A 21,276-nucleotide genomic window follows, 5' to 3' on the forward strand; every position below is an offset into this window, starting at 1 on the left:
ATGACGACCTGCTTGCGTGTATTGATGCTGCTGTTGATGTTCGCGGCGCGTGTCTCCTTCGCTGCCGATGCGGGCGCGAAACCGGAGCAGACGCTGCTGCAATACGGACAGCAATGCGTCGATGAGATCGGCGAGATTCCCGCGTTCAGTTGCAACTCGGGTACTACCGTGCCGATCACGGTGAACAATCGCGTGCCCGAGCGTTACTTCGCGAACATGACCTGCGATCGGCCGGCGCTGCTGCCCTACGATGCGCCGACGTCCGGGCCTTGTACGCCGTACTCGAAGATCGTCAATCTCTCGCACGGCGAGACGGAGATTTCCGCGTTCTGCCGCCGCAAGGAGATTCGCGCGGACAAGAGTGCGTATTTCGACGAGGTGGATATCGTGTTGCACAACACGGGGAACGGCAAGACGTGCTGGTTTCATGCCGAGCATCCGGGGAGTTCGGCGGGGTTCAACGCGTCACGTGTGCCGCCGCCGAACGAAAAGACGCCGCCGCCGGGACATGTGTCCGCCGAGGCATTCTGGTGGCCGCCCGCCGCGACCGCGACGAAGAAGTGCGTGTCGTGTCACGACGCGAGCCCGGTGATGTATAGCCCGTGGCTCGGGCAGGTGTGGGATAAGGTGCCGACTGACCCGTGGGGCAAGTACGTGAATATCGGCGATGCGTTCGCGTCGTGGATGTCGGTGTCGATCAGTACGCCGGGGAATACTTGCGTCGGGTGCCATCGAATCGGCAATCAGCATAGTTGCGATATCTATGTGCCGCTCGCGGCGGGGATGCTGCCGCCGCCGAAGGGGAGTGACAAGCTGGCGAGCAGCTATCCGTTGAATCACTGGATGCCGGTGGATAACAACAAGAGTCCGGCGGAGTGGGATGCGGCTAGCGTCGAGTCGGTGAAGAATCTGCTGACGTGTTGTTCTCCGGAAGGGAAGAACGATCCGAAGTGTCACTTCTCGCCGAACGCGCGGGGGAGTGGGCAGGGCGGGTGAGGGTGTTTGGCTTGGGTTGGTTTGGTTTGGTTCGATGCTGTGTTGTGTGGTTCGCTTCCGGCGGCTTTGGTTGGTGTTAGCCGTTTTTGAAGTCGGAGAGCATGACGCCGTTGCGGATCTGTACGAGCGCGTCGGCAACGTAGTCGACGGTCGGTGCGGGTGGGTTCTCCGGCTTCGCCCAGACGAAGCCGGAGCATTTGTGCGGCTCCATGTTGGTCGGAACGCCCTCCCATTCCCGGCATGAGAAGAAGAAGCTGATGCGGTTCGTGTCCGAGTCGCGACGCATGACGAGCTTGAATTCGAGTGCGCCCGGAGCGATGGTGACGCCGGCTTCTTCTTTCGATTCGCGAATCGCGCAGGCTTCGATCGATTCGCCGGGTTCGAGATGGCCGGCTATCAGCGCGTATTGGCCGTCGCGGAAGCCGGTGTTGGCGCGTTGGAGGAAGAGGCACTCGTTGGCGTCGTTGAGGAAGAGGATGTTGACGTCGACGATGGTGGGCATGCGGGTCATGGGGGGCTGGTCCGGGTTTGTTGCGCGGTCGAGATTGGGTTTACTATCGTGGGCAGGTAAGCTGATGCGACTGCTGAAGCTTGAATGTAGCTTACGATGTTTGGTGGTGTCCACGGGGCGCGTGCTTGTCTATTTGCCCCGTCGAATTGGATGTTCAACTTCCGCTCCGTATGAGAAAAAGAAATTGCGAATAATGATTATGAAGTTAGCTCTATGACATCAGCCGAATTTGAGCAGCTCAAGGAACAAACTGCCGAGTCAGTCGCGGCGTTTGGGAAAGCGGCATACGAACGGAGAACCATAGTTGCCGTCCGCACGTGGAAATGCATCGAAACGCAGGTACTCCGGCAACCGGGCGTCTATTGGATAGAGACGAACATGCCGGTGGAAAAACTCCAGCGCGCGATTTCGAAGGTCACGGATAAGAATCGGAAAATACGGAAGAATGCTCCTAAAGGTACTGAGATTTTGCAGCAAAAAGGCACGGACAGCTATGTCGCTTACTCGGGAACAGAGGTCAATCTTCAAAAACGGCTGGGCCAACATCTCTTCAATCGAGGGAACGCGGATACCCAAAAACTCGCATGCTTGGTTGATGAGCCACCGTTCAATGAATATAAATGGCAAGTGTCTTTTACTGTCATTAAACAGGACATTCTGAGGTACGCGGTAGAGAGCTGGTGGCGCCTGGAGCACGGTTGGCCAGCCTTCTGCCTGCGATAGGTGCAATGTCTGTTTCCTTCACGCCAAGCCCGGCCAGTGCCGCATCAAGCGAGCGCGCGATCCGGCTACTTGCGAAATATGACTCCGAATGTGAAACGCTTTAGAATCCCGGCAGTGATTGTTGGGGCGAGCTTGGTATCGCGGCGTCATTCCAAAGCTTAGTCGCAAGGGGATGGCGGGAGAGATGGATGAGTCGGTAGAGAGGCCCCTTGTTCATGTTAACGAACAGAGGCTTAGTTTTCGCGACCTGCATCTTCGTCAAGTCGGTCACTAGAGTTTCCCAATATTCCAGGTATGCGCCCACCTGTTCACGCTTTGGTACTGCGTCGAGCCGTAGATTGTTGCGCCAGCCGGGCGCTGCCGCATCCAGTCTGGAGCTGACGAGGTTGAAGTCGCCCCCGACGTTTCGCTGGACGTCCATTACACTGAAGTGAATCAGGATATCGATATTTGGCCGAGCGGACAGCTTGCGGATTATCTCGAAGTCTAGATGCTCGATGTTGAACGGGTCGAGGAACGCGAAGTGCAATCCCTTCGGCAGAGCATCAAGCACCCAGTCGACGGTTACGGAGGCTTTGCCCGGGTATGCTCGGACATTAGCGCCGGCGGAGCGAAGGCGCGTCGCGCATGCTTCGACACTGTCCGCGTTCGCATCGCCTATGTAAATTTCGTTAAACGGAGCGTCCCCTTTCGCTGATATGCGCCATGCCGCTAACACTCCACCGTCCGAGATGCTTTTTGAATCACGGTTCATGACGCGCCCAGGACCCGAGAAGAGATCGATGAACGAGGCGTAAGGCCATTTCGCACGCGCCATACGCGCAGAGTCGATATAGCGTGTAAGTGCCAAGTGCTTGTTTTCCGACCAGGCACCAACCTTCATGACCGGCAACCCATCAGCCGGGTCAATGGCGATGTCGCCTTCCTGTTTGCTGTTCACGCTCTGTTCCCGTTTTCTAGGAGCTCAATGGGGAGATTAAATAGTATGCCGTGATTTCGAAATTTTTACTAAAACCTGATAATCTTTCGACAGACCAAGGGCCACACAATACAGCTAATGGCAAAGTCAAAAGATAAGTATCTCTGGCAAGTCGGGAAGCCGCCGCCGATTCTTGACCAGCACAGTGCCGTAAAGCACTCGATTGTCGAAAGCTACGTTCAAAGATACATCGAGACGGTGATGTCTCAAGCCATTATTCCGAGGCTGACTTTGTCGTTGGTCGATGGTTTCGCGGGCGGAGGGGAGTACCTCAGCGAAGCTGGTATATCGGTCGATGGAACGCCACCTTTGATGATGCGTGCGACGCACGCGGCTCGCGCCAGCATAAACGTTGGTCGCAATGTTACGGAGCGCGAGGTCGACGCCGAATTCTTCTTCATCGAGAAACGGCGAGAGTCAGCAAGGTATCTGCGTGAACATATTGATAAGCGGCGCGCGGAAGGGACTATCGCTGACATGGACTATCAGCGAACGACCATCCGGAATGCGAGCTTCGTAGACGAATTGCCCGGAATCGTCACGCGAATCAAACAGCGTCGCGGTGGCTTTCGCTCCATCTTTCTGCTCGACCAGTACAGCTACAACGCCATACCGATGGGCACGCTTCGATGGTTGATGTCGGAGCTACCAGGTGCCGAGGTCATCATGACCTTCAACGTCGACTCGCTGCTAACGTACATTAGTGACAGGGAAACGAATCGGAAGGCGGTCCGCGGCGTTGACCTCGAAGGCTACATCCCGTGGGTGCACCTAGGACAAATCAAGGCGGAGCATGGTCGAGCGTCGCTGCAAAGATACGTGGCGCACGGCATTAAGGAGGAGACGGGCGCACCGTTTATGACGTTGTTCTTCGTGCGTCCCCACGCAGCGAACCCTTGGAGCTACTGGCTTGTGCATATGTCGCAGCGTTACAAGGCGCACGACGTCATGAAATCGCTCCATTGGGACCACTCAAGCGAGTTCGGACATGAGCTTGAACCAGGGCTTTTCATTCTTGGCTATGACCCAAAGCGCGATGAAGAATACAACGGCCAGTCATCACTTTTGTTCGATAAAAGTGGGGAACAACGCTGTATTGAGACGCTGACCGACGACCTCGGTCGCCTACTTTCTAGTCAGCAGCAACCTGTCTCGGTTGCGCAGCTGTTCACGGGAAATATTTCGAACACGATCGCGGACGAAGCTCGTCTGCAAAAGGTGCTCCGTAGCCTGCATGCGGCAGGCACCATCGCGGTGTCGAACAAAGAAGACCGAGCGCGGCGGCCGTCAAAGCTGTATCGACCGACCGACATCATCGAATACTCCCGACAACTGCGGTTCACCTAAGCCGACGTGGTCAGGTTAGTGGAATGGACAGACCTCGTTCAGGCATATCGTCCCAGGTACGCCCTTCAAGAAGCCGGCCGTTGGCTGTCTTGGAGCGGCGTACACCGTCGCTCCCCCACGTGCCCCATTGCTTGAAGAAGAACTTCACGCCTCGCTCCTCGCACTGAACCTTGACGTTCTGTACCCAGTCTTCCCGCATCGGGCGTGCCTTCGGACCAGATTCTCCGCCGACAATTACCCAATCAATGTTCTCGAGATTTAGGGTACCCAAGTCCTCGAGCAGTGGTTCGACTGACAAGAAACGAACGCCGCCTTCCACGCGACGCAGCTCGTCAATTCTCGGTAGGCCGTGCCTGCGGTCCTCGACGGTGACGCCAAGCCACGCATTTGCTGGTATCTCTCGACGGCTGCAATAGGACGCCAAGCGCTCTGCTCGCTTCGTGAGTATCTGAAAGGTGTGTTGAGGGCATGCTCGAATCGAATCGAACACCTGCGTGATGTAGGCGTCAGACACAGAGCGGTGAAACAGGTCCGACATCGAATTGACGAAGTAGACCGTCGGGTTTTTCCGCTTCAGTGGCTCGTCCAAACGATTGGGCAGAATGGTCAGCCGGAAGCCATTTTCATAGCCTGGAGTTCCCATGGCATGCAAACGTTTTGCCATGCCTTCGGCGTAGCAGTTTTTGCAGCCTTTAGAGATTTTTGTGCAACCGACAGTCGGGTTCCACGTACGCTCCGTCCACTCAATTTTGCTTTGCCCGCCGCTCATTGTTCGACCTCTCAATTAGTTTGCGATTTTATCCAGCTTCCCGTGGCTGCTACGAAATAGCCATACTTTCGTCATGTGGTCGCGTTTGTCGCAAGCTTCCGCGCGACAAACGAGAGAAAAATGGAACACGCATCCGCGTCAGGCACCTAAGCAGTATAAAGATCGAGACTGTATATCTATACAGTGGATGAGTAAATACGATTGGGCGATAGCGGGAAATAGATTCGGTCCATGCGTCGGCTAGATAGTCCCGGGAAAGTGCTTCCGGCCAATGCCAGCAAGGCTTTTGAAACAAAACAAAGAACGCGCATCTCCAGCAAACATCTCGGGCGTGGGACGCTGCGATGGCGCGCAAAGCAAGAATTGGGGGCAACCGCAGACAAAGGGGCGCTTGGAAATGCTCCAGCGTCACTTTGTCATTGATTCTGGTTGTGCCTTGTTAAGTAAGCTCAGCGGCTAATGAACGCGCCTCGTAACCAAACCTAACTGAGGCCTCGTAACCGAGAATAATGCAACTCAGCATGCCAAAGGTGAAACATTCCCCCTACTCCACCGTCACCGACTTCGCCAGATTCCTCGGCTTATCAATATCCGTCCCTCTAGCCAGCGCCGCATGAAACGCCAGCAACTGCATCGGAATCGTGTGCAGGATCGGCGAAAGCAACCCGTAGTACTCCGTCAGCCGGATCACCTCCATATCCGCACTCGGCGCAATCCCGCAATCGATATCGGCAAACACGAACAGTTTTCCGCTACGTGCGGAAACCTCGTGCATGTTCGACTTCAGCTTTTCCAGCAACCGGTCATTAGGCGCCACCGCCACCACAGGCATCTGATCGCTGATCAACGCCAGCGGTCCATGTTTCAATTCACCCGCCGCGTACGCCTCGGCATGAATGTACGAAATCTCCTTCATCTTCAGCGCGCCTTCCAGCGCAACCGGATAATGCATACCGCGACCAAGGAACAGAATATTGTCCTTACGCGTCAACAATTCCGACCAAGCCATAATTTGAGGCTCAAGCGCAAGTACCCGGCTCATCGCATCGGGCAGATGACGGAGCGCACGCAAATGCATCTGCTCATCCGCGTCGGAAAGCCGCGAGCGAACCTGCGCGAGTGTCAATGCAAGAAGAAATAGCGCCACGAGCTGCGTCGTGAAAGCCTTCGTGGACGCCACGCCAATTTCAATCCCGGCCCGCGTGATGAAATTAAGCTGACATTCACGAATGAGCGCACTGCTCGGTACATTGCAAATAGCCAGCGTCTTCAACATCTGCTGTTGCTTCGCGACCTGCACCGCGCCGAGCACATCCGCCGTCTCTCCGCTTTGCGACACCGCTACCACCAACGTATTCGGATTTGCCACACTCTCGCGGTAACGGTACTCGCTCGCTATTTCGACATTCACCGGCAATTGCGCCAGACTTTCTATCCAGTACTTCGCCGTCAGTGCAGCATGAAAGCTCCCGCCGCACGCCAATAGCAGTACCGAATCGACGCTATTGAAAACGCGCCATGCGTCGTCGCCGAACAGTTCGGGCATGATCGACGTCACGTCCTGCAAGGTGTCGGCCACGGCCCGCGGCTGTTCGAAGATCTCCTTCTGCATGTAGTAGCGATACAGGCCGAGATCGGCCGCGCCGCTGTGCGCAGCCACCGTATGCACTTGACGCTCGACGCGCTGACCATTCGAGTCGACCACCCAGTGCCGATGCAATTGAATGTCGGCCACATCGCCGTTCTCCAGATAAGCGATGCGATCCGTCACGGACGCGAGTGCAATTGCATCCGACGCCAGAAAGTTCTCGCCTTCGCCGACACCGACAACAAGCGGCATGCCATCGCGCGCGCCGACCAGTCGATGCGGTTCGTCGCGACACAGCACGGCAATCGCGTAGCTGCCGCGCAACTTCTTCACCGCTTGCTGAACCGCATCGAACAGGTCGCCGTTGTACAGATAGTCGATCAGATGCGCGATCGCCTCGCTATCCGTCTGGCTGGAAAAGACGTAACCATGTTCCTGCAGCATCGCGCGAAGCTCGTCGCTGTTTTCGATAATGCCGTTGTGCGACAGCGCGATTCGCGGCGAGTCGGCATCGGGCGAAAAATGCGGATGCGCATTCGTGGTGACCGGCTTGCCATGCGTGGCCCAGCGCGTATGGGCGATGCCGGTATAGCCGGACAACGCGTGCTTCGCGATCTCGTCGCGCAGATTCGCCACACGATCGACGCTACGCGCGCGAACAAGGCGTCGATCCTGATACACCGCGACGCCGCACGAGTCGTAACCCCGATATTCGAGCCGCTTGAGCCCATCAACCAGGTCGGGAAGGATGTTCCGCTGCGCCACGGCGCCGACGATGCCACACATAGAAATTCTCCGCGAAGGAGTCCGGGTGGACCCAATGCGGCGATGATAGAGTCGATGAAATGGAATTTAATTTCGTAATTTTGACGAAAATGAAATTCTAAAGCTGATTGAGAATGTGGTGAAATTAAATTTCACGGAAAATTGAGGGCAGCCAGCATGGCAGGCATCCATCTCGACGATCTCGACCTCCGCATTCTCGGCATCCTGCAAACGGACGCATCGCTATCGAACATCGAGCTCGCCGAACGCGCGCTGACTTCGCCGCCCACGTGCTTGCGGCGTGTCGTCAGGCTGAGGGAAGCTGGCGTGATCCAGCGGCAAATCGCGATTCTCGATCACGCGAAAATCGGTTCGATGCTCACGGCAATCATCGAGGTGAGTCTCGACAGGCAGACGGCGGAGGATCATGCGGCGTTCGAGGCGTACATCTGCGCGGAACCGGCCGTGACACAGTGCTATCGCGTGTCGCCGGGGCCGGATTTCATGGTCGTTGCGGACGTGACGACCATGGCCGCCTACGATGAACTCGCGCGCCGGCTCTTCACGAGTTCGTCGAATATCCGCAACGTGCGGACTTTCTTCTCCACGCATCGCGCGAAGTTCGAAGCCAATGCGCCGGTACGTGCGATAGTGGATCAAGGCAAATAGCGCGCAGCTATCCGCGCGCGACGAAAAGTAAAACGGATAACGGCCTACTTACCGCTCGACGTCTGCGTCCCCGCTTCCTTAGCCCCTGCGCCCTGTTTCACGCTGCCGTCGGCCTGTGGTACTTCGACGGGTTTCACCTCGACGGGCGCGGTCCCGTCCTTCTTCAAACCCAGCTTGTCGGCGGTTTTCGGCGACACGTCGACAATCCGGTTCTGCACATACGGTCCCCGATCCCTGATTCCCACCACGGCACTCGCGCCGGTTTCCAGATTGGTCACCTTGGCCGTCGTGCCGATCGGCAGCGTCTTGCTTGCGGCCACATTGGATTGGGGATTCATCGGCGTGCCGTCGGCCATTTTCTTCGAGTAGAACTTCTTGCCGTAGTAGGACGCGGTTCCTTTGCGCGCTTTACCCGAGCGATCGAGACTCGCGTTGTTCGCGGCTTTATGGTTCGCATGTGCGGTGTCGACAGAAGACGCGGGTTGTTGCGCGAACAACAGGTTCAGCCAGCAACCGAGGATCGCAAACACGTAGACGTGAAGCCAGGTTCTTCTCAGACGCAACGATCTGACATCGGCGAGATGCGCGGCTAACCGGCTGACGTCGTTGCCAACGCCGACACCGAAACCGGCGCTACCCCTGGTATGAAGATTCGCTTCCATCGGCCACTCCTGTTCCGCCCGACCCATTCAGGCGGACGTGTGCTTCTGCGAGAGTGACACCTGGAACACCGGTGTACGCGGGATTAAGAAAACCTCACACGATATCGGGCTCTTATTGGACGAGGAGAGCTGTTCGACTGATGAATGGCAAATCGTGGAGGGCGTCGAGGCGCACTGATAAAGCCAATACTAGCGGAGAGTTGCAGGAATGCCAGCTCACCGTTAGCGGACCGTCTTGCCCCGGCGCCCTTCGTCGAACGATCAGCGAGCTTCGGCGGCCCACGCTTCGGCATCGGCGCCGGCGGGAATGCGCATCGGCGACGACGGATCGGTCGCCGCGCGCCACACGGCTTCGGCCACATCCTGCGACAGCGTGACCGGCGACGACGTGTCCTGCAGATGCGCGAACACCTGCTTCACGACATCGGCATAGGTCTCGTCATCCAGCCCATGCATGTGAGCGCGCGCATTGTCGCCAAAACGCGTTTCGGGCGAACGGCCCGGCAACACGAGACGCGTCCGCACGCCGAACGGTTCGAGTTCCAGCGCCATCGACTCCGTGAACGCATTGACCGCCGCCTTGCTCGCGCGATACGCGCCGATCAAAGGCATCGCCCTCAGCGTGACGCTCGACGTCACATTCACGATGACACCCGCCCGACGCTGCCGAAACTGCGGCAGCACCGCCTGCGTCAGCGCGATCGTGCCGAACGTGTTGGTTTCGAAAAGCTCGCGCACCGTGTCGAGCGGCACGAACTCGGCGGGCGAAGCGGCACCGAACCCCGCGTTATTGACGAGCACGTCGATCGGCCCGGCGGCCTCGACAGCATGGCGAATACTGTCGGGATCGGTGACGTCGAGCGCGAGTACGCGCAAGCGTTCCGATGGCGGCAACAGATCGGCGCGCGGCGTGCGCATCGTCGCGATGACGTGCCAGTCGCGTGCGAGAAAGTAGCGGGCGATTTCGAGTCCAAAGCCGGACGAGCAGCCGGTAATCAATACGGTGTTCATCGAAACTCCTGAATGATGATTGAACGTGTCCGTACGATAGATCGTCGAAGCCGTACTCGCTACAATCGAGAATCCAAATTTCATTCGCGAGAGTCCGGCGATGATCGATCCACTGGCCGAAGTCGTCACGCTGCTGCAACCCGGCGCGCGTTTCTCCAAACTCGTGTTCGGCGCGAGTCCCTGGCGCATCAGCCGTTCGGACGCTGGCCAGCCGTTTTATTGCGTGGTGCTGGAGGGCGGTTGCCGTATGGCGATCGACAGTCACGATCCGTTCGAGGTGCTGTCGGGCGACTTCGTGCTGATTCCGGCCGCCTACGGCGTCGCGATGTCGAGCCTCGAAGTGCCGCCGCCCGGCGTCGAGATGCCGGCGCCCACCCCGCTAGGCAACAACGAATTCAGAATCGGCGCAGCGGATAACCCGATCGACTCGCGAATGATGGTGGGCCATTGCAGCTTCGGTTCGCCGGATGCCGCGCTGCTGGTGTCGCTGCTGCCGCAATACGTGCATGTGCGCGGCGAACATCGGTTGGCGACGCTCGTGCAACTGGTGCGAGAGGAATCGCGCGAGCAACGTCCGGCGCGAGAGGTGGTGCTGTCGCGTTTGCTCGAAGTGCTGCTGATCGAGGCATTGCGCTCGGCCGCGGGCACGAATGCGTCGCCGGGTCTCGTGCGTGGACTCGCCGATGGACGCCTGGCGGCCGCGATTCGCGGCATGCATGAACACCCGACGCGCGCGTGGACCGTCGCGCAACTGGCGAAGGAAGCCGCGCTATCGCGCTCGACGTTCTTCGAACGCTTCAGCCGCGCGGTTGGCGTGGCGCCGATGGAATATCTGCTCGGCTGGCGCATGGCGCTCGCGAAAGATCTGCTTCGTCGCAATGAAGGGCGCGTCGCCGAAATTGCGCAGCGTGTCGGCTATAGCTCCGCGAGTACATTCAGCGTCGCGTTCACGCGGCATGTCGGTCGTCCGCCCGCGCAATACGCGCGCGAACAGCAGGCGGTATTGAGTGGCGAGTAAACCGCATTCATCGTCATGAGCGGTCGACCTATGCAAAAATGCCGGGCATTCAATAAAACTTAACGACACGGAATCGCACATGGGCCTTCGCGAAGAACTCGCCGACTTTTATCGCCGTAGCGGATTCGGGCCGGTGGTCGGTGCAAGGCCGCGCACGGTGCCGGTATTTACGGGGTGCATGCTGGTGCCGCTGCCCAATATCGAAGTGCGGCGCCGTTATCTGAAGTACCACGACCTTCATCATCTGATTACCGGCTATAGCGTCGGTCGCATTGGCGAAGGAGAAGTGAGCGCGTGGGAGTTGGGAACCGGCTCGGCGTTCGTGTCGCCGACGCTCGGTGTCATGAACCTGATTGCATTGTCGACCGGGCTTGTGTTGAAACCAGGGCGTATGTGGGCCGCGTTCAAAAGCGGTTGCACGAGCCGCAATCTGTACCGCCAGGCGGTGCGCGCCGAAATCGATCGGGACCACTGGCAGGACGTGGACGCGCTCCGCGCGGACTTCCTTCATTCACGAAAGCGCCGAGGTATCGCCCCGTTGCGCGCGATCGAATTCGCGTGCTATTCGATCGCCGCGATGTTCATTCACGCACTGATTGCGATACCCGCGGTCATCATGCGGTTCGTGACCGATATCACCTTGGGGTATTCGTTTTTTCAGGCAGTGAAGCCGAAGAAGCGCACGGATCTTTACTGAGAACTTGAGAATTTGAGAACTCGAAGCGCTCGCCGGCTTCAATCCGGTTCACCGGAGAACAACCTCAACGCGCCCCGGGTTCCGCGCCGATTCCGCTGGCGTTCTCAGCGGCCTCGGTCAACCATACGAGCCGTTCCATCTTCGATTGCCCCATGCGTTTCGACGTGAGCCGCGAATCCACCAGATTCACCACCACGAGATCGAGCGACGGCACCACCACCGCGTATTGACCCAAATGACCATCGGCCCAGAACGTGGGTCGCAAGAGCGCCATCTTCGGCGTGCGGATGCCATCCGCCGGCGCGCTGGTCCACCACATGTACCCATAGCCGCCGGTCGGCGTATCGGATACCGCGCGCGTCGATTCGGCGACCCATTGCGCCGGCACGATCTGCTGGTCGCGCCAGCGGCCGTCATGCAGATACAGCAGCGCGAATCGCGCGAGATCGCGCGCGCTCATATTGAACGGATAAGCGGGGTAACGCGTGGCGAGACCGCCCGAAACATAGTGCCCATCCGACGGCCGGTAATCCTGCATGCCGACAGGCTTCGCGATCTCCGTTTGCAGCGCCTGGAAAATATCCGCGCCGGTCGCTTTCTCATAGATCGCACCGACCGTATTGAAGTCCCAGTTGTTGTAATACCAGAACGTCCCCGGTGGATGACTGTAACGCGGTGGCTTGGACGCCTCCATCTGCGCCGTTTCATAGACGGTCGGATGATAGACGCCCGAGCGTGCCTCCAGCAGCATGCGCACGGTCGCCTGCTTTTCGGTTGGCGTAAGCGCGGGCTCGTTGTCGTCGATACCGAGTTGTGCGAGCGTGTCGTCGAGGTGGATCTGTCCGCGCTCGACGGCTATGCCGATCAGTGCGCTCATGAAGCTCTTGCGTGCCGAGTGGAGATTCGATTTCCTCGATACGTCGCCCCATTCCGCGAGCACGACGCCATCGTGAACGATCATGCCGGACGTCGAGCCCTGCTGTTTCGCGTAGGCTACGGCGCGGTCGATTCCTTCCTGCGAGAAGCCATGCATGGGCGGCGCGGCGTGCGTCCACTCGGCGCCGGGATAGATGGATTGCGGCGTGTAGGAGACGGGCGCTTGCGCGGCGGATGCCGGCGATTGCTGCTCCGCTGCGCAAGCGCCGAGCATCGCAACGATGCCGGCGGCGAGCGCGCCGCGCGCGATGTGGGACACCCGATGGGTTGTGCAACGGCCCGACATTTCGTTCTTGTGTGGCATGCGTGGTCTCGCTGGCGGTTCGACTGCTGACTTTAACGTGATTCGCCGAAAAATCCGTCGTCGCATCGCCAGTCAGTTTGAACCATCGGCGTGACCACGTCGATGACGAAGGCCTACGCGCCGCTCAACGCTTCAGCGGCAACCAGATTTCGAATCCACCCATGCCGCTGATCGGATCGAACTTCTCGTCGTAACGTTCGAAGTTCGGCGCATCCGCCGGCGTGTGTCCCGATGCGGGCAGCCATTGATTCCAGATCGTATTCACGGTGCGCCGGATCGTCGACACGTGATCGCGATGACTGAACACCGCGTACCGTTGCGCGGGTATGCGCACCCGAGCGAATTCGGGCGGCAGTGCCGAAAAATCGCCGACTTCGACGCCGCATAGGTAGTCGAAGTTACCCGCGTCGTCGGCGTTGCAGCAGACGCCGTAGGCCACGCCGCCTACTTGCCCCGGCACCTTGCCGAAGTACGCGTTAAAGCGCTGCCACTGCGACGGAATGGCCGTGCTGGTATCGCACGTATAACGCTCGCTCAGTCCCGCGACGAGCAACGGCCGGCCGTCCTCGAAGCGAGGCGGTTCGAGATGCGTGAGTAAGGATTCGTCCATTTTGATCGGCTCCACGATGGCAAGGTTGTCGAGATGACCTCGTGCGCGCAACGCGTCGGGCGTAAGCCCGAACTGCTCGCGAAACGCGCGCGTGAATGCTTCGTGTGAGCCGTAGCCGGCTTCGATCGCGACCGCCAGGATATCGGGCGCGCCGTCGGCGAGCCGGCGTGCGGCTTCGCTCAATCGACGCGCACGCACGTAGCGCATCACCGACAAACCCGTGGCCGCTTCGAATGCCCGCGCCATGTGAAAGCGCGAGACGCAGCCACCATTGGCGATGTCGTCGAGCGTCAACTCGCCGGCAAAATGGCTTTCGATAAACCAGAGCGCTTTCCCCACCGGATTCATATCGGCCCTCACGTCAGCATGAAACCAGCTTAATCAAGCGCGGACGCACGCATTTGATCGGAATTGCGGTTGCGGCGTCGGCAGATCGAAACGCGTTTTCAAGGCGAGGGCGAATGCAATCGTCAGTTCTGCGTCGCCGCTTTGCCTTGCGTCGCGGAGGCGGATGTCTCGTCATGTTGAGCCGGGCGGCCCGCGCGCAACAACAAGCCGCCGAGAATGCCCGCTGCCGCCGCGAAAATCGCCCCGAACAGAAACGCCACGTGATACCCGCTATTGAGCGCCGCCACCGTGCCTTGCGACGCCTGCATCGCGTCGCTGCGCGCGGCGGCAAGACTCGCCAGCACCGCGAGACCGAGTGCGCCGCCCATCATGAACGACGTATTGACGATACCCGACGCAAGACCCGAATCGCTCGGATCGACATCGCTCATCGCGGCGAGCAGCACCGGATTGAACGCGATGCCCGCGCCGAAGCCGAGCAGGATCATGCCCGGCATCACGTCGATTACAAAGCTGCCGTCCACCGGTGCGCGAGCGAACAACGCGAGACCGCACGCGGCAACCAGCAGGCCGACGGCGAGCGGAATGCGCAGACCGAAGCGCATCACCGCGCGCGCCGAAAGGCCCAGCGAAAACAGACCCATGATCAGATTGGCCGGCAGGAACGCGAGCCCGACCTGTAGCGGCCGATAGCCGAGCACACGCTGCAGATACAGCGCCGAGATAAAGAACCACGCGAACATCGCCGCGGCCCACAGCACGCCGACCACATTCGCGGTCGCGACATTGCGCAGGCGAAACAGCGCGAGCGGCATCAACGGATGCTCGACGCGCGCCTCGATGATCAGGAACACGGTCAGCAACGCGAGCGCGGCGAACAGCAGGCCGAGCGTCTGCAGCGACGTCCAGCCGGCTTCGTTGCCGTTGACGACCGCATACACGGCGAGCATCAGCGATGCCGTCACCGACACCGCGCCCGCCACGTCGAGCTTTTCGCCGTGCGCGTGCCCCGGCGCCGACGGCAGCAGCGCGACGCACAGCGCGTACACCGCGATGCCGATCGGCAGGTTGACGAGAAAGATCCAGTGCCAGCTGAGCAGATTGGTCAGCAGACCGCCGAGCAACACGCCGATGCTGCCGCCGCCCGCACACACGAAGCCGTAGACGCCCATCGCCTTTGCGCGTTCGCCGGGTTCGGTGAACAGATTCATGATGAGCGACAGCGATACGGCCGATACGACAGCGCCGCCCAAACCCTGCACCGCCCGCGCGCAGACCAGCAGTACCTGCGAATTCGCGAGGCCGCACGCGAGCGAAGCCAGCGTGAACAACGTGATGCCGCCGAGGAACAGTTTGCGATGGCCGTACAGATCGCCGAGCCGCCCGCCGAGCAGCAGACAGCCGCCGAACGTCAGCATGTACGCATTGACCACCCACACGAGCGAGGTTTCGGTAAAGCCGAGGTCCGCCGCAATGGACGGCAATGCGACGTTCACGATCGTCGTGTCGAGCACGATCATGAGTACGCCGAGGCACAGAACGACGAGTGCCAGCCAGCGCTGCCTGCCGTGGAGGGAATGGGTCATGCGGGGACTCCTGTGGGGCGATCGACCGGTCTTGTTGCCGGGCTTCGGGCCGGCCGGTTCACGCGGATGGCGGACGGCACCGCTCGCTGCGAGCGGTGCCGGCAACCCGTTGACGACTATGGGTTTTTCAGTCTAGCACCCGCCAGTTTCGCGTCACAACTACGAGTTTCTGGGTGCAATGCGACACGCCGCGCCACACCACACCGCTCAGTGGTCAAGCCCCGTTACCAAACTCAATCGCCGCTGACCATTTCGTACTTGCCGCCGCGTTCCAGCGCTCGTTGATACGCCGGCCGCGCGTGAATCCGTTTGAGGAACGCATCGATCGCGGGAATCTGGCCGGCCATGCCGCCGCGCGCGGTGGCGGCTTCGAGCGGGAAGCTCATCTGCACGTCGGCCGCTGTGAAATCGTCACCGACGAACCAGCCGGTCGCACTCAATTCCTTATCGATGTAGCCGAGATGCAGCTTCAACTGCGGGTCGATAAAGCTGGATTGCAACGTGCCGGCGATCTTGCGCGCGATCGGCTTCGCGAAGAAGGGCATCGGCGCGCTGGCGATGCGCAGCGCCACCAGCTTCAGCAGCAGCGGCGGCATCGCCGAGCCTTCCGCATAGTGCAGCCAGTACGTGTAGCGCAGATGCTCGGGCGTACCTGGCGCCGGCGCGAATCGCCCCTGGCCATATTTACCGATCAGGTACTCGACGATCGCACCGGATTCGGCAATGGTCTGGCCTTCGTCGGTAATAACCGGCGATTTGCCGAGCGGATGCACCGCGCGCAACTCGGGCGGCGCGAGCATGGTCTTCGGATCGCGCTGGTAGCGCTTGATTTCGTACGGGACGCCAAGCTCTTCGAGTAGCCACAGCACGCGCTGCGAGCGGGAGTTGTTCAGATGATGGACAGTGAGCATGGTCAGGGGGCGAGGGTCGTGTTGGCGAATGGAGTGCCCATCATAGGGGCGTTGCGCAGAGGCGGGGCTCTAGTCGCACGTCGTCTCGCATGACTGTCGACGCATCGCGCTCATGCGGGAACGTAGGAACCGGACACGACCGTCCGGTCCCTTACGCCATCGCCCGTAACTCGAAGCGCTTCAGCTTGCCCGTCTCAGTACGCGGCAGCGCGCCGACGAAGCTGATCACGCGCGGATATTTATACGGCGCCACGCTGCGCTTCACGTAGCCCTGCAACTGCTCGACCATCGCGTCGCCGGCCTCATAGCCCGGATTCAGCACGACGAACGCCTTGACGATCTGGCCGCGCGTTTCGTCTGGCACGCCGATCACGCCGCATTCGGCCACCGCCTCGTGCTGCAGCAACACGCTCTCCACCTCGGGGCCGGAAATGTTGTAGCCGGCGGAGACGATCATGTCGTCGGCGCGCGCCTGGTAAAACACATAGCCGTCCGCGTCGAGATAGACCGAGTCGCCGGGCAGATTCCAGCCGTCGCGCACGAACTTCTTCTGCCGTTCGTCGGCGAGATAGCGGCAGCCGGTCGGGCCGCGCACCGCGAGCTTGCCGATCGTGCCGGGCGCGACCGGCTGCATGTCGTCGTCCACGGCTTGCACGACGTAGCCCGGCACCGCGCGGCCGATCGCGTGCGGGCGGATCGCATCGCCCTGCGCGGCAATGAAAATATGGATCAGCTCGGTACCGCCGATGCCGTCGATCATGTCGATGCCGGTCGCGTCGTGCCATAAGCGGCGCGTCGAATCGGGCAATGCCTCGCCGGCCGACACGGTCTTCTTCAAACTCGACATGTCGTGATGCGCGGCAAGCGGCGCCATCTGCCGGTAGAAAGTCGGCGCGGTGAACATCACCGTCGCGTGAAAACGTCCGACGGTTTGCAGCAGCGTCTCGGGCGTGAGCTTCTCGATCAACACGGTCGAGGCGCCCGCGCGCAGTGGGAAACACAACAGGCCGCCGAGCCCGAATGTGAAGGCGAGCGGCGGCGTGCCGCAAAAGATGTCGCTCGATGTGGGCTTCAACACGTGACGCGGAAACAGATCGCACATCGCCACCACGTCGCGATGAAAATGCATGCAGCCCTTCGGCGCGCCGGTGGTGCCGCTGGTGAAGGCGATCAGGCAGACGTCGTCGGCGGCGGTGTCGCACGCGGCGAAATGTTCGGGTTTGTTGACGGCCAGTGTTTCGAGCGAATCCGCGGCGTCGTCGTGAAAGAAGCGGGTTTGCTTCAGGCCCGCGCAATAGAACTCGTCGTTCGGGTCGGTGCAGCGGGCCAGTTCCCCGGTCAGGCGCACGTCGCACAACGCCGCGCCGACCTGCGCCTTGTCGATGATCTGCTTCAGTTCCTTCGCGCGCAGCAGCGGCATGGTCGGCACCACCACGAGCCCGGCCTTCAACGCGGCCAGCGCGGCGACCGCCATCTGCAACGTATTGGGGCCGCGCAGCAGCACGCGGTTGCCGGGCTGCAGACCCATCTCGTCGACCAGCACGTGCGCGCTGCGATTCACCAGCGTCAGCAACTCGCCGTACGTGGTTGCGCGCGGCGCGCCCTCGACGTCCGACCAGATCGCCGGGCGGTCGCGATGCCCCGCCTCGATGCTGCGTTCGAGCAGTTCCGTCGCGCAGTTCAGCCGCGCAGGGTAGGTCACGTCCGGGTTGTCGAGCAGAAGGACAGGCCATTGATCCTGCGGCGGAAGATTGTCGCGCGCGAAGGTATCGACGTGTGCTGACGGTTCCATCATGGTCTCCGGGGCGTGAGCCGGCTGAAGCGCTGGGGTTGGCTTGGTGAGCGTGCTCGTGCTGCGTGATGCTGGGTCGTTACGTCATGCGTGTTACTGCGGGATCACGGCGGTCGCCTCGATCTCCACCTTGGCCTCGTCTTCGATCAACGCGACGACCTGGACCGCGCTCATCGCGATGTCGTAGTCGCCGATCAGCGCGCGAAACGCGTGACCGATCTCGCGCAACGACGCGAGGTATTCGCGTTTGTCGGTGACGTACCACGTCATCCGCACCAGATCCTTCGGCGCGCCACCCGCCTCGTGCAGCACCGCGACGACATTCTTCAGCGCCTGGATCGCCTGGCCGGCGAACTCGCTGGTCTGGAAGCGCGCCTGGTCGTCCCAGCCGATCTGACCGGCGATGAACACCTGCGTGCCGGTGGCCGCGACGCCGTTCGCGTAGCCGCGCGGTTTGACCCAGCCGGCGGGAAGAAGAGCTTTTTTCATGAGCGATGCGCCTCGATAGAGTCGGGCTGAGGGGTGAACGCCGCGAGCGCACTCGCGATGTCCGGGGGAATGTCGATGGATGTGCCGCGGTCGAGCGAGGTCGTCACCAGCACCTGCTTCGCGCGAAAACGTGTCTCGCCGTTGCAGTGACCGACGATCTCGATGCCGATCGAACGGCGGCCGATCGTATTCACGGTCAGCGTCAGCATGATCGTCTCACCCATCTGGCTCGGCCGCGAAAACTCGCAGTCGAGCTTGACGATCGGCAGGCCGACGCGGCGCTGCGCGATCATGTTTGCGTAGTCGATCTGCAAGCCTTCGTTGAACCAGTCTTCGACTAGCGCGTTGGTCATCACCAGATACTGCGGAAAGAACACGATGCCCGCCGGATCGCAGTGCGAAAAGCGGATACGTACCGGCCTGTCGAAGCGCGCGCTCATGATGTGCCGTCCCGCGCGGTGCCGGCCGCATACGCCTTCAACAGATCGCGGCCGACGATCAATTGCTGCACCTCGGTCGCGCCTTCGTAGATGCGCAGCGCGCGGATCTCGCGATACAGCATCTCGACGGCGGTGCCGCTTTGCACGCCCATGCCGCCGAACAACTGCACGGCCGCGTCGATCACCTGCTGCGCGCCTTCGCTCGCGTGCCACTTCGCCATCGCGGCTTCGCGTGTGACGCTTTCGCCTTGATCACGCAACCAGGCGGCGCGGTAGACGAGCAGGGCGCTGCTGTCGATGGTCAATGCCATCTGCGCGAGCTTCGCCTGCGTCAGTTGAAAGTCGCCCAAGGTCTGGCCGAACATCTTGCGCGACGATGCGCGTGCGAGTCCCTCCGCCATGGCATGACGCGCGAAACCGAGCGACGCCGCCGCCACCGACGTGCGGAAAATATCCAGCGTTCGCATCGCCAGCTTGAAACCTTCGCCGGGCGCGCCGAGCATCTGGCTGCGCGGCACGCGTGCCCCCGCGAAATGCAGACGCGCGAGCGGATGCGGCGCGATCACGTCGATGCGCTCGGCTATTTCAAGCCCAGGCGTGTCCGCATCGACGATGAACGCGGTGATGCCGCGCGCGCCGGGCGCCTCGCCGGTGCGGGCGAACACCACGTAGAAGTCCGCGATGCCGCCGTTCGAGATCCACGTCTTGTCGCCGTCGAGCACGTAGGCGTCGCCGTCTTCACGCGCAGCGAGCGACATCGCGGCGACGTCCGAGCCCGCGTCGGGTTCCGACAGCGCGAATGCGGCGAGTGCCGTGCCGCTGGCGACGCGCGGCAGATAGCGCAGCTTCTGCTCGTGCGTGCCGCCGAGCGAGATCGCGCCGGAACCGAGGCCCTGCATCGCCAGCGCGAAATCCGCGAGCCCCGAATGTCTGGCGAGCGTTTCGCGCAGCAGGCAGACGGCGCGCGTATCGATCGTGTCGCCGTGGCCGCCGTAAGCGACGCCGCCCACGCCGTATTTCAGCCAGCCGGCCGAGCCGAGTTCGCGCACCAGATGGCGGCAGGTGGCGTCGACATCGTCATGCGATGGGTGCGATTGGGACGATTGGTGCGAGAGATTCGTCGCGCACCATTGTTCGATGCCGGCGGCGAGTGCGCGATGACGTGCGTCGAAAAACGGCCATGCCAATGCGCTGTGCAGGTCCGTGTGCGTGTCGTGATTCGTGGCGCTCACGTCAATCTCCCTCGAACACCGGCCGCGATTTCGCCGCGAACGCCTGGTATGCGCGCTCGAAATCGCGCGTGCTCATGCAGATGGCCTGCGCCTGCGCTTCCGATTCGATCGCTTCGTCGATGCTCATGCTCCATTCCTGGTGCAGCATTTTCTTCGTGATGCCGTGCGCGAAGGTCGGTCCGGCGACGAGATCGGCGGCGAGTTTTTGCGCGTCGTCGAGCAGCGAGGTGGGCTCGCACAGCCGGTTGTAGAAGCCCCATGCATGCCCTTCGTCGCCGCTCGCCGAGCGGCCCGTGAAGAGCAGTTCGGCGGCGCGCCCCTGGCCGATGATGCGCGGCAGGATCGAGCACGCACCCATATCGCAGCCGGCCAGGCCGACGCGCGAGAACAGGAACGCGAGCTTGCTGCGCGCGGTGCCGAGACGCATGTCGGAGGCCATCGCGAGGATGGCGCCCGCGCCGGCGCACACGCCGTCGACGGCGGCGATCACCGGTTGCGGACAGTGACGCATGGCCTTCACGAGGTCGCCGGTCATACGCGTGAAGAGCAGCAACTCGGGCATCGGCAGATCGATCAGCGGTGCGATGATGTCGTGCACGTCGCCGCCAGAGCAGAAGTTGTCGCCCGCGCCGTGCAGCACCACGGCCTTGACGTCGGTCGCGTAGCCCAGTTGGCGGAACAGGTCGCGCAACTCGGCGTACGACTCGAACGTCAGCGGATTCTTGCGTTCCGGACGGTTCAGCGTGATCGTCGCGACCTTGGCGGTGACCTGCCAGCCGAAGTGGCGCGCGTTGTAGTCGGCGAGCGTCAGGCGGTTGCCGGCCAGCAGCGCGTCGGCGTTGGATCGTGTCATGAGGGATGTCTCCAGTCTGTGTGTGCCGGTGCGGATCGCG

At 61.1% G+C, this 21,276-nt stretch carries 21 protein-coding genes; 6 read left to right on the forward strand and 15 right to left on the reverse strand.

Annotated elements, in window-relative coordinates; all coding sequences use genetic code 11:
- The gene (locus tag LFL96_RS28250) at nucleotides 1-996 is read left to right on the forward strand and encodes a hypothetical protein (protein ID WP_281001190.1); all 996 of its coding nucleotides are present in this window, start codon (nucleotides 1-3) and stop codon (nucleotides 994-996) included.
- Between the two features lie 76 nt (nucleotides 997-1,072).
- Here the strand turns inward: LFL96_RS28250 and LFL96_RS28255 are convergent, their stop codons facing one another.
- Nucleotides 1,073-1,507 (reverse strand): NUDIX domain-containing protein, encoded by a 435-nt coding sequence (locus LFL96_RS28255; RefSeq protein WP_281001191.1) that lies wholly within the window; start codon nucleotides 1,505-1,507, stop codon nucleotides 1,073-1,075.
- A gap of 213 nt (nucleotides 1,508-1,720) precedes the next feature.
- Here LFL96_RS28255 and LFL96_RS28260 point away from each other — a divergent pair, with 213 nt between their 5' ends.
- Nucleotides 1,721-2,230, forward strand: coding sequence for a hypothetical protein (locus LFL96_RS28260; RefSeq protein ID WP_281001192.1), 510 nt, complete (start codon nucleotides 1,721-1,723; stop codon nucleotides 2,228-2,230).
- 100 nt (nucleotides 2,231-2,330) lie between these two features.
- On the opposite strand, the gene tcmP is transcribed toward LFL96_RS28260, so the two are convergent.
- Nucleotides 2,331-3,170, reverse strand: a complete 840-nt coding sequence (gene tcmP / locus LFL96_RS28265; protein ID WP_281001193.1) for a three-Cys-motif partner protein TcmP — start codon at nucleotides 3,168-3,170, stop codon at nucleotides 2,331-2,333.
- 117 nt (nucleotides 3,171-3,287) lie between these two features.
- Here tcmP and LFL96_RS28270 point away from each other — a divergent pair, with 117 nt between their 5' ends.
- Complete coding sequence (locus tag LFL96_RS28270; RefSeq protein WP_281001194.1) at nucleotides 3,288-4,556, forward strand: three-Cys-motif partner protein TcmP; 1,269 nt, start codon at nucleotides 3,288-3,290, stop codon at nucleotides 4,554-4,556.
- Nucleotides 4,557-4,566: 10 nt separating this feature from the next.
- On the opposite strand, the gene LFL96_RS28275 is transcribed toward LFL96_RS28270, so the two are convergent.
- Both LFL96_RS28275 and glmS read right to left on the reverse strand, forming a co-directional pair.
- Nucleotides 4,567-5,325: a phage Gp37/Gp68 family protein gene (locus tag LFL96_RS28275; protein ID WP_281001195.1), complete on the reverse strand. Its 759-nt coding sequence runs from the start codon at nucleotides 5,323-5,325 to the stop codon at nucleotides 4,567-4,569.
- A gap of 544 nt (nucleotides 5,326-5,869) precedes the next feature.
- A complete protein-coding gene (gene glmS / locus LFL96_RS28280; RefSeq protein WP_281001196.1) occupies nucleotides 5,870-7,699 on the reverse strand; it encodes a glutamine--fructose-6-phosphate transaminase (isomerizing) in 1,830 nt (609 codons plus the stop codon).
- A gap of 156 nt (nucleotides 7,700-7,855) precedes the next feature.
- Here glmS and LFL96_RS28285 point away from each other — a divergent pair, with 156 nt between their 5' ends.
- A complete protein-coding gene (locus tag LFL96_RS28285; protein WP_281001197.1) occupies nucleotides 7,856-8,347 on the forward strand; it encodes an Lrp/AsnC family transcriptional regulator in 492 nt (163 codons plus the stop codon).
- Nucleotides 8,348-8,391: 44 nt separating this feature from the next.
- Here LFL96_RS28285 and LFL96_RS28290 read toward each other — a convergent pair whose 3' ends face one another.
- Nucleotides 8,392-9,009, reverse strand: coding sequence for a septal ring lytic transglycosylase RlpA family protein (locus LFL96_RS28290; protein ID WP_281001198.1), 618 nt, complete (start codon nucleotides 9,007-9,009; stop codon nucleotides 8,392-8,394).
- Nucleotides 9,010-9,270: 261 nt separating this feature from the next.
- On the reverse strand, nucleotides 9,271-10,020 hold the full coding sequence (locus LFL96_RS28295; protein ID WP_281001199.1) for an SDR family oxidoreductase: 750 nt from the start codon (nucleotides 10,018-10,020) through the stop codon (nucleotides 9,271-9,273).
- Nucleotides 10,021-10,120: 100 nt separating this feature from the next.
- On the opposite strand from LFL96_RS28295, the gene LFL96_RS28300 reads away from it, so the two are divergent.
- Nucleotides 10,121-11,038 carry an AraC family transcriptional regulator gene (locus LFL96_RS28300; protein WP_281001200.1) on the forward strand — a complete coding sequence of 306 codons (918 nt, stop codon included), beginning with the start codon at nucleotides 10,121-10,123 and terminating at the stop codon, nucleotides 11,036-11,038.
- A gap of 79 nt (nucleotides 11,039-11,117) precedes the next feature.
- On the forward strand, nucleotides 11,118-11,735 hold the full coding sequence (locus tag LFL96_RS28305; RefSeq protein ID WP_281001201.1) for a hypothetical protein: 618 nt from the start codon (nucleotides 11,118-11,120) through the stop codon (nucleotides 11,733-11,735).
- A 64-nt stretch (nucleotides 11,736-11,799) separates the two neighbouring features.
- Here the strand turns inward: LFL96_RS28305 and LFL96_RS28310 are convergent, their stop codons facing one another.
- The 9 genes from LFL96_RS28310 to LFL96_RS28350 all read right to left on the reverse strand — a co-directional run bounded on the left by LFL96_RS28310 (nucleotide 11,800) and on the right by LFL96_RS28350 (nucleotide 21,236).
- Entirely contained in the window at nucleotides 11,800-12,975 is a 1,176-nt protein-coding gene (locus LFL96_RS28310; RefSeq protein WP_281001202.1) for a serine hydrolase, read from the reverse strand.
- A gap of 124 nt (nucleotides 12,976-13,099) precedes the next feature.
- Nucleotides 13,100-13,933, reverse strand: coding sequence for an AraC family transcriptional regulator (locus tag LFL96_RS28315; RefSeq protein ID WP_281001203.1), 834 nt, complete (start codon nucleotides 13,931-13,933; stop codon nucleotides 13,100-13,102).
- 122 nt (nucleotides 13,934-14,055) lie between these two features.
- Complete coding sequence (locus tag LFL96_RS28320; protein WP_281001204.1) at nucleotides 14,056-15,519, reverse strand: DHA2 family efflux MFS transporter permease subunit; 1,464 nt, start codon at nucleotides 15,517-15,519, stop codon at nucleotides 14,056-14,058.
- A 233-nt stretch (nucleotides 15,520-15,752) separates the two neighbouring features.
- Complete coding sequence (locus LFL96_RS28325) at nucleotides 15,753-16,430, reverse strand: glutathione S-transferase (protein ID WP_281001205.1); 678 nt, start codon at nucleotides 16,428-16,430, stop codon at nucleotides 15,753-15,755.
- A 151-nt stretch (nucleotides 16,431-16,581) separates the two neighbouring features.
- Nucleotides 16,582-18,222 carry an AMP-binding protein gene (locus tag LFL96_RS28330; RefSeq protein WP_281001206.1) on the reverse strand — a complete coding sequence of 547 codons (1,641 nt, stop codon included), beginning with the start codon at nucleotides 18,220-18,222 and terminating at the stop codon, nucleotides 16,582-16,584.
- A 93-nt stretch (nucleotides 18,223-18,315) separates the two neighbouring features.
- Nucleotides 18,316-18,711, reverse strand: coding sequence for a RidA family protein (locus tag LFL96_RS28335; protein ID WP_281001207.1), 396 nt, complete (start codon nucleotides 18,709-18,711; stop codon nucleotides 18,316-18,318).
- Nucleotides 18,708-19,151, reverse strand: a complete 444-nt coding sequence (locus LFL96_RS28340) for a thioesterase family protein (protein ID WP_281001208.1) — start codon at nucleotides 19,149-19,151, stop codon at nucleotides 18,708-18,710. The genes LFL96_RS28335 and LFL96_RS28340 overlap by 4 nt, the downstream gene beginning before the upstream one ends.
- Complete coding sequence (locus LFL96_RS28345; RefSeq protein WP_281001209.1) at nucleotides 19,148-20,383, reverse strand: acyl-CoA dehydrogenase family protein; 1,236 nt, start codon at nucleotides 20,381-20,383, stop codon at nucleotides 19,148-19,150. The genes LFL96_RS28340 and LFL96_RS28345 overlap by 4 nt, the downstream gene beginning before the upstream one ends.
- A 1-nt stretch (nucleotide 20,384) precedes the next feature.
- The gene (locus LFL96_RS28350) at nucleotides 20,385-21,236 is read right to left on the reverse strand and encodes an enoyl-CoA hydratase family protein (protein ID WP_281001210.1); all 852 of its coding nucleotides are present in this window, start codon (nucleotides 21,234-21,236) and stop codon (nucleotides 20,385-20,387) included.
- Nucleotides 21,237-21,276 lie beyond the last annotated feature (40 nt).

This window comes from Paraburkholderia sp. D15, from assembly GCF_029910215.1.
Taxonomy (GTDB): domain Bacteria; phylum Pseudomonadota; class Gammaproteobacteria; order Burkholderiales; family Burkholderiaceae; genus Paraburkholderia.

Bases quoted from the DNA above. Each gene is read 5' to 3' on its own strand.
- LFL96_RS28335 (WP_281001207.1), bottom strand. From the start codon at position 18,711: ATGAAAAAAGCTCTTCTTCCCGCCGGCTGGGTCAAACCGCGCGGCTAC.
- LFL96_RS28330 (WP_281001206.1), bottom strand. From the start codon at position 18,222: ATGGAACCGTCAGCACACGTCGATACCTTCGCGCGCGACAATCTTCCG.
- LFL96_RS28260 (WP_281001192.1), top strand. From the start codon at position 1,721: ATGACATCAGCCGAATTTGAGCAGCTCAAGGAACAAACTGCCGAGTCA.
- LFL96_RS28275 (WP_281001195.1), bottom strand. From the start codon at position 5,325: ATGAGCGGCGGGCAAAGCAAAATTGAGTGGACGGAGCGTACGTGGAAC.
- LFL96_RS28350 (WP_281001210.1), bottom strand. From the start codon at position 21,236: ATGACACGATCCAACGCCGACGCGCTGCTGGCCGGCAACCGCCTGACG.
- LFL96_RS28255 (WP_281001191.1), bottom strand. From the start codon at position 1,507: ATGACCCGCATGCCCACCATCGTCGACGTCAACATCCTCTTCCTCAAC.
- LFL96_RS28305 (WP_281001201.1), top strand. From the start codon at position 11,118: ATGGGCCTTCGCGAAGAACTCGCCGACTTTTATCGCCGTAGCGGATTC.
- LFL96_RS28325 (WP_281001205.1), bottom strand. From the start codon at position 16,430: ATGCTCACTGTCCATCATCTGAACAACTCCCGCTCGCAGCGCGTGCTG.
- LFL96_RS28340 (WP_281001208.1), bottom strand. From the start codon at position 19,151: ATGAGCGCGCGCTTCGACAGGCCGGTACGTATCCGCTTTTCGCACTGC.
- LFL96_RS28320 (WP_281001204.1), bottom strand. From the start codon at position 15,519: ATGACCCATTCCCTCCACGGCAGGCAGCGCTGGCTGGCACTCGTCGTT.
- LFL96_RS28295 (WP_281001199.1), bottom strand. From the start codon at position 10,020: ATGAACACCGTATTGATTACCGGCTGCTCGTCCGGCTTTGGACTCGAA.
- LFL96_RS28270 (WP_281001194.1), top strand. From the start codon at position 3,288: ATGGCAAAGTCAAAAGATAAGTATCTCTGGCAAGTCGGGAAGCCGCCG.
- LFL96_RS28315 (WP_281001203.1), bottom strand. From the start codon at position 13,933: ATGAATCCGGTGGGGAAAGCGCTCTGGTTTATCGAAAGCCATTTTGCC.
- LFL96_RS28310 (WP_281001202.1), bottom strand. From the start codon at position 12,975: ATGCCACACAAGAACGAAATGTCGGGCCGTTGCACAACCCATCGGGTG.
- LFL96_RS28250 (WP_281001190.1), top strand. From the start codon at position 1: ATGACGACCTGCTTGCGTGTATTGATGCTGCTGTTGATGTTCGCGGCG.
- LFL96_RS28290 (WP_281001198.1), bottom strand. From the start codon at position 9,009: ATGGAAGCGAATCTTCATACCAGGGGTAGCGCCGGTTTCGGTGTCGGC.
- glmS (WP_281001196.1), bottom strand. From the start codon at position 7,699: ATGTGTGGCATCGTCGGCGCCGTGGCGCAGCGGAACATCCTTCCCGAC.
- LFL96_RS28285 (WP_281001197.1), top strand. From the start codon at position 7,856: ATGGCAGGCATCCATCTCGACGATCTCGACCTCCGCATTCTCGGCATC.
- LFL96_RS28300 (WP_281001200.1), top strand. From the start codon at position 10,121: ATGATCGATCCACTGGCCGAAGTCGTCACGCTGCTGCAACCCGGCGCG.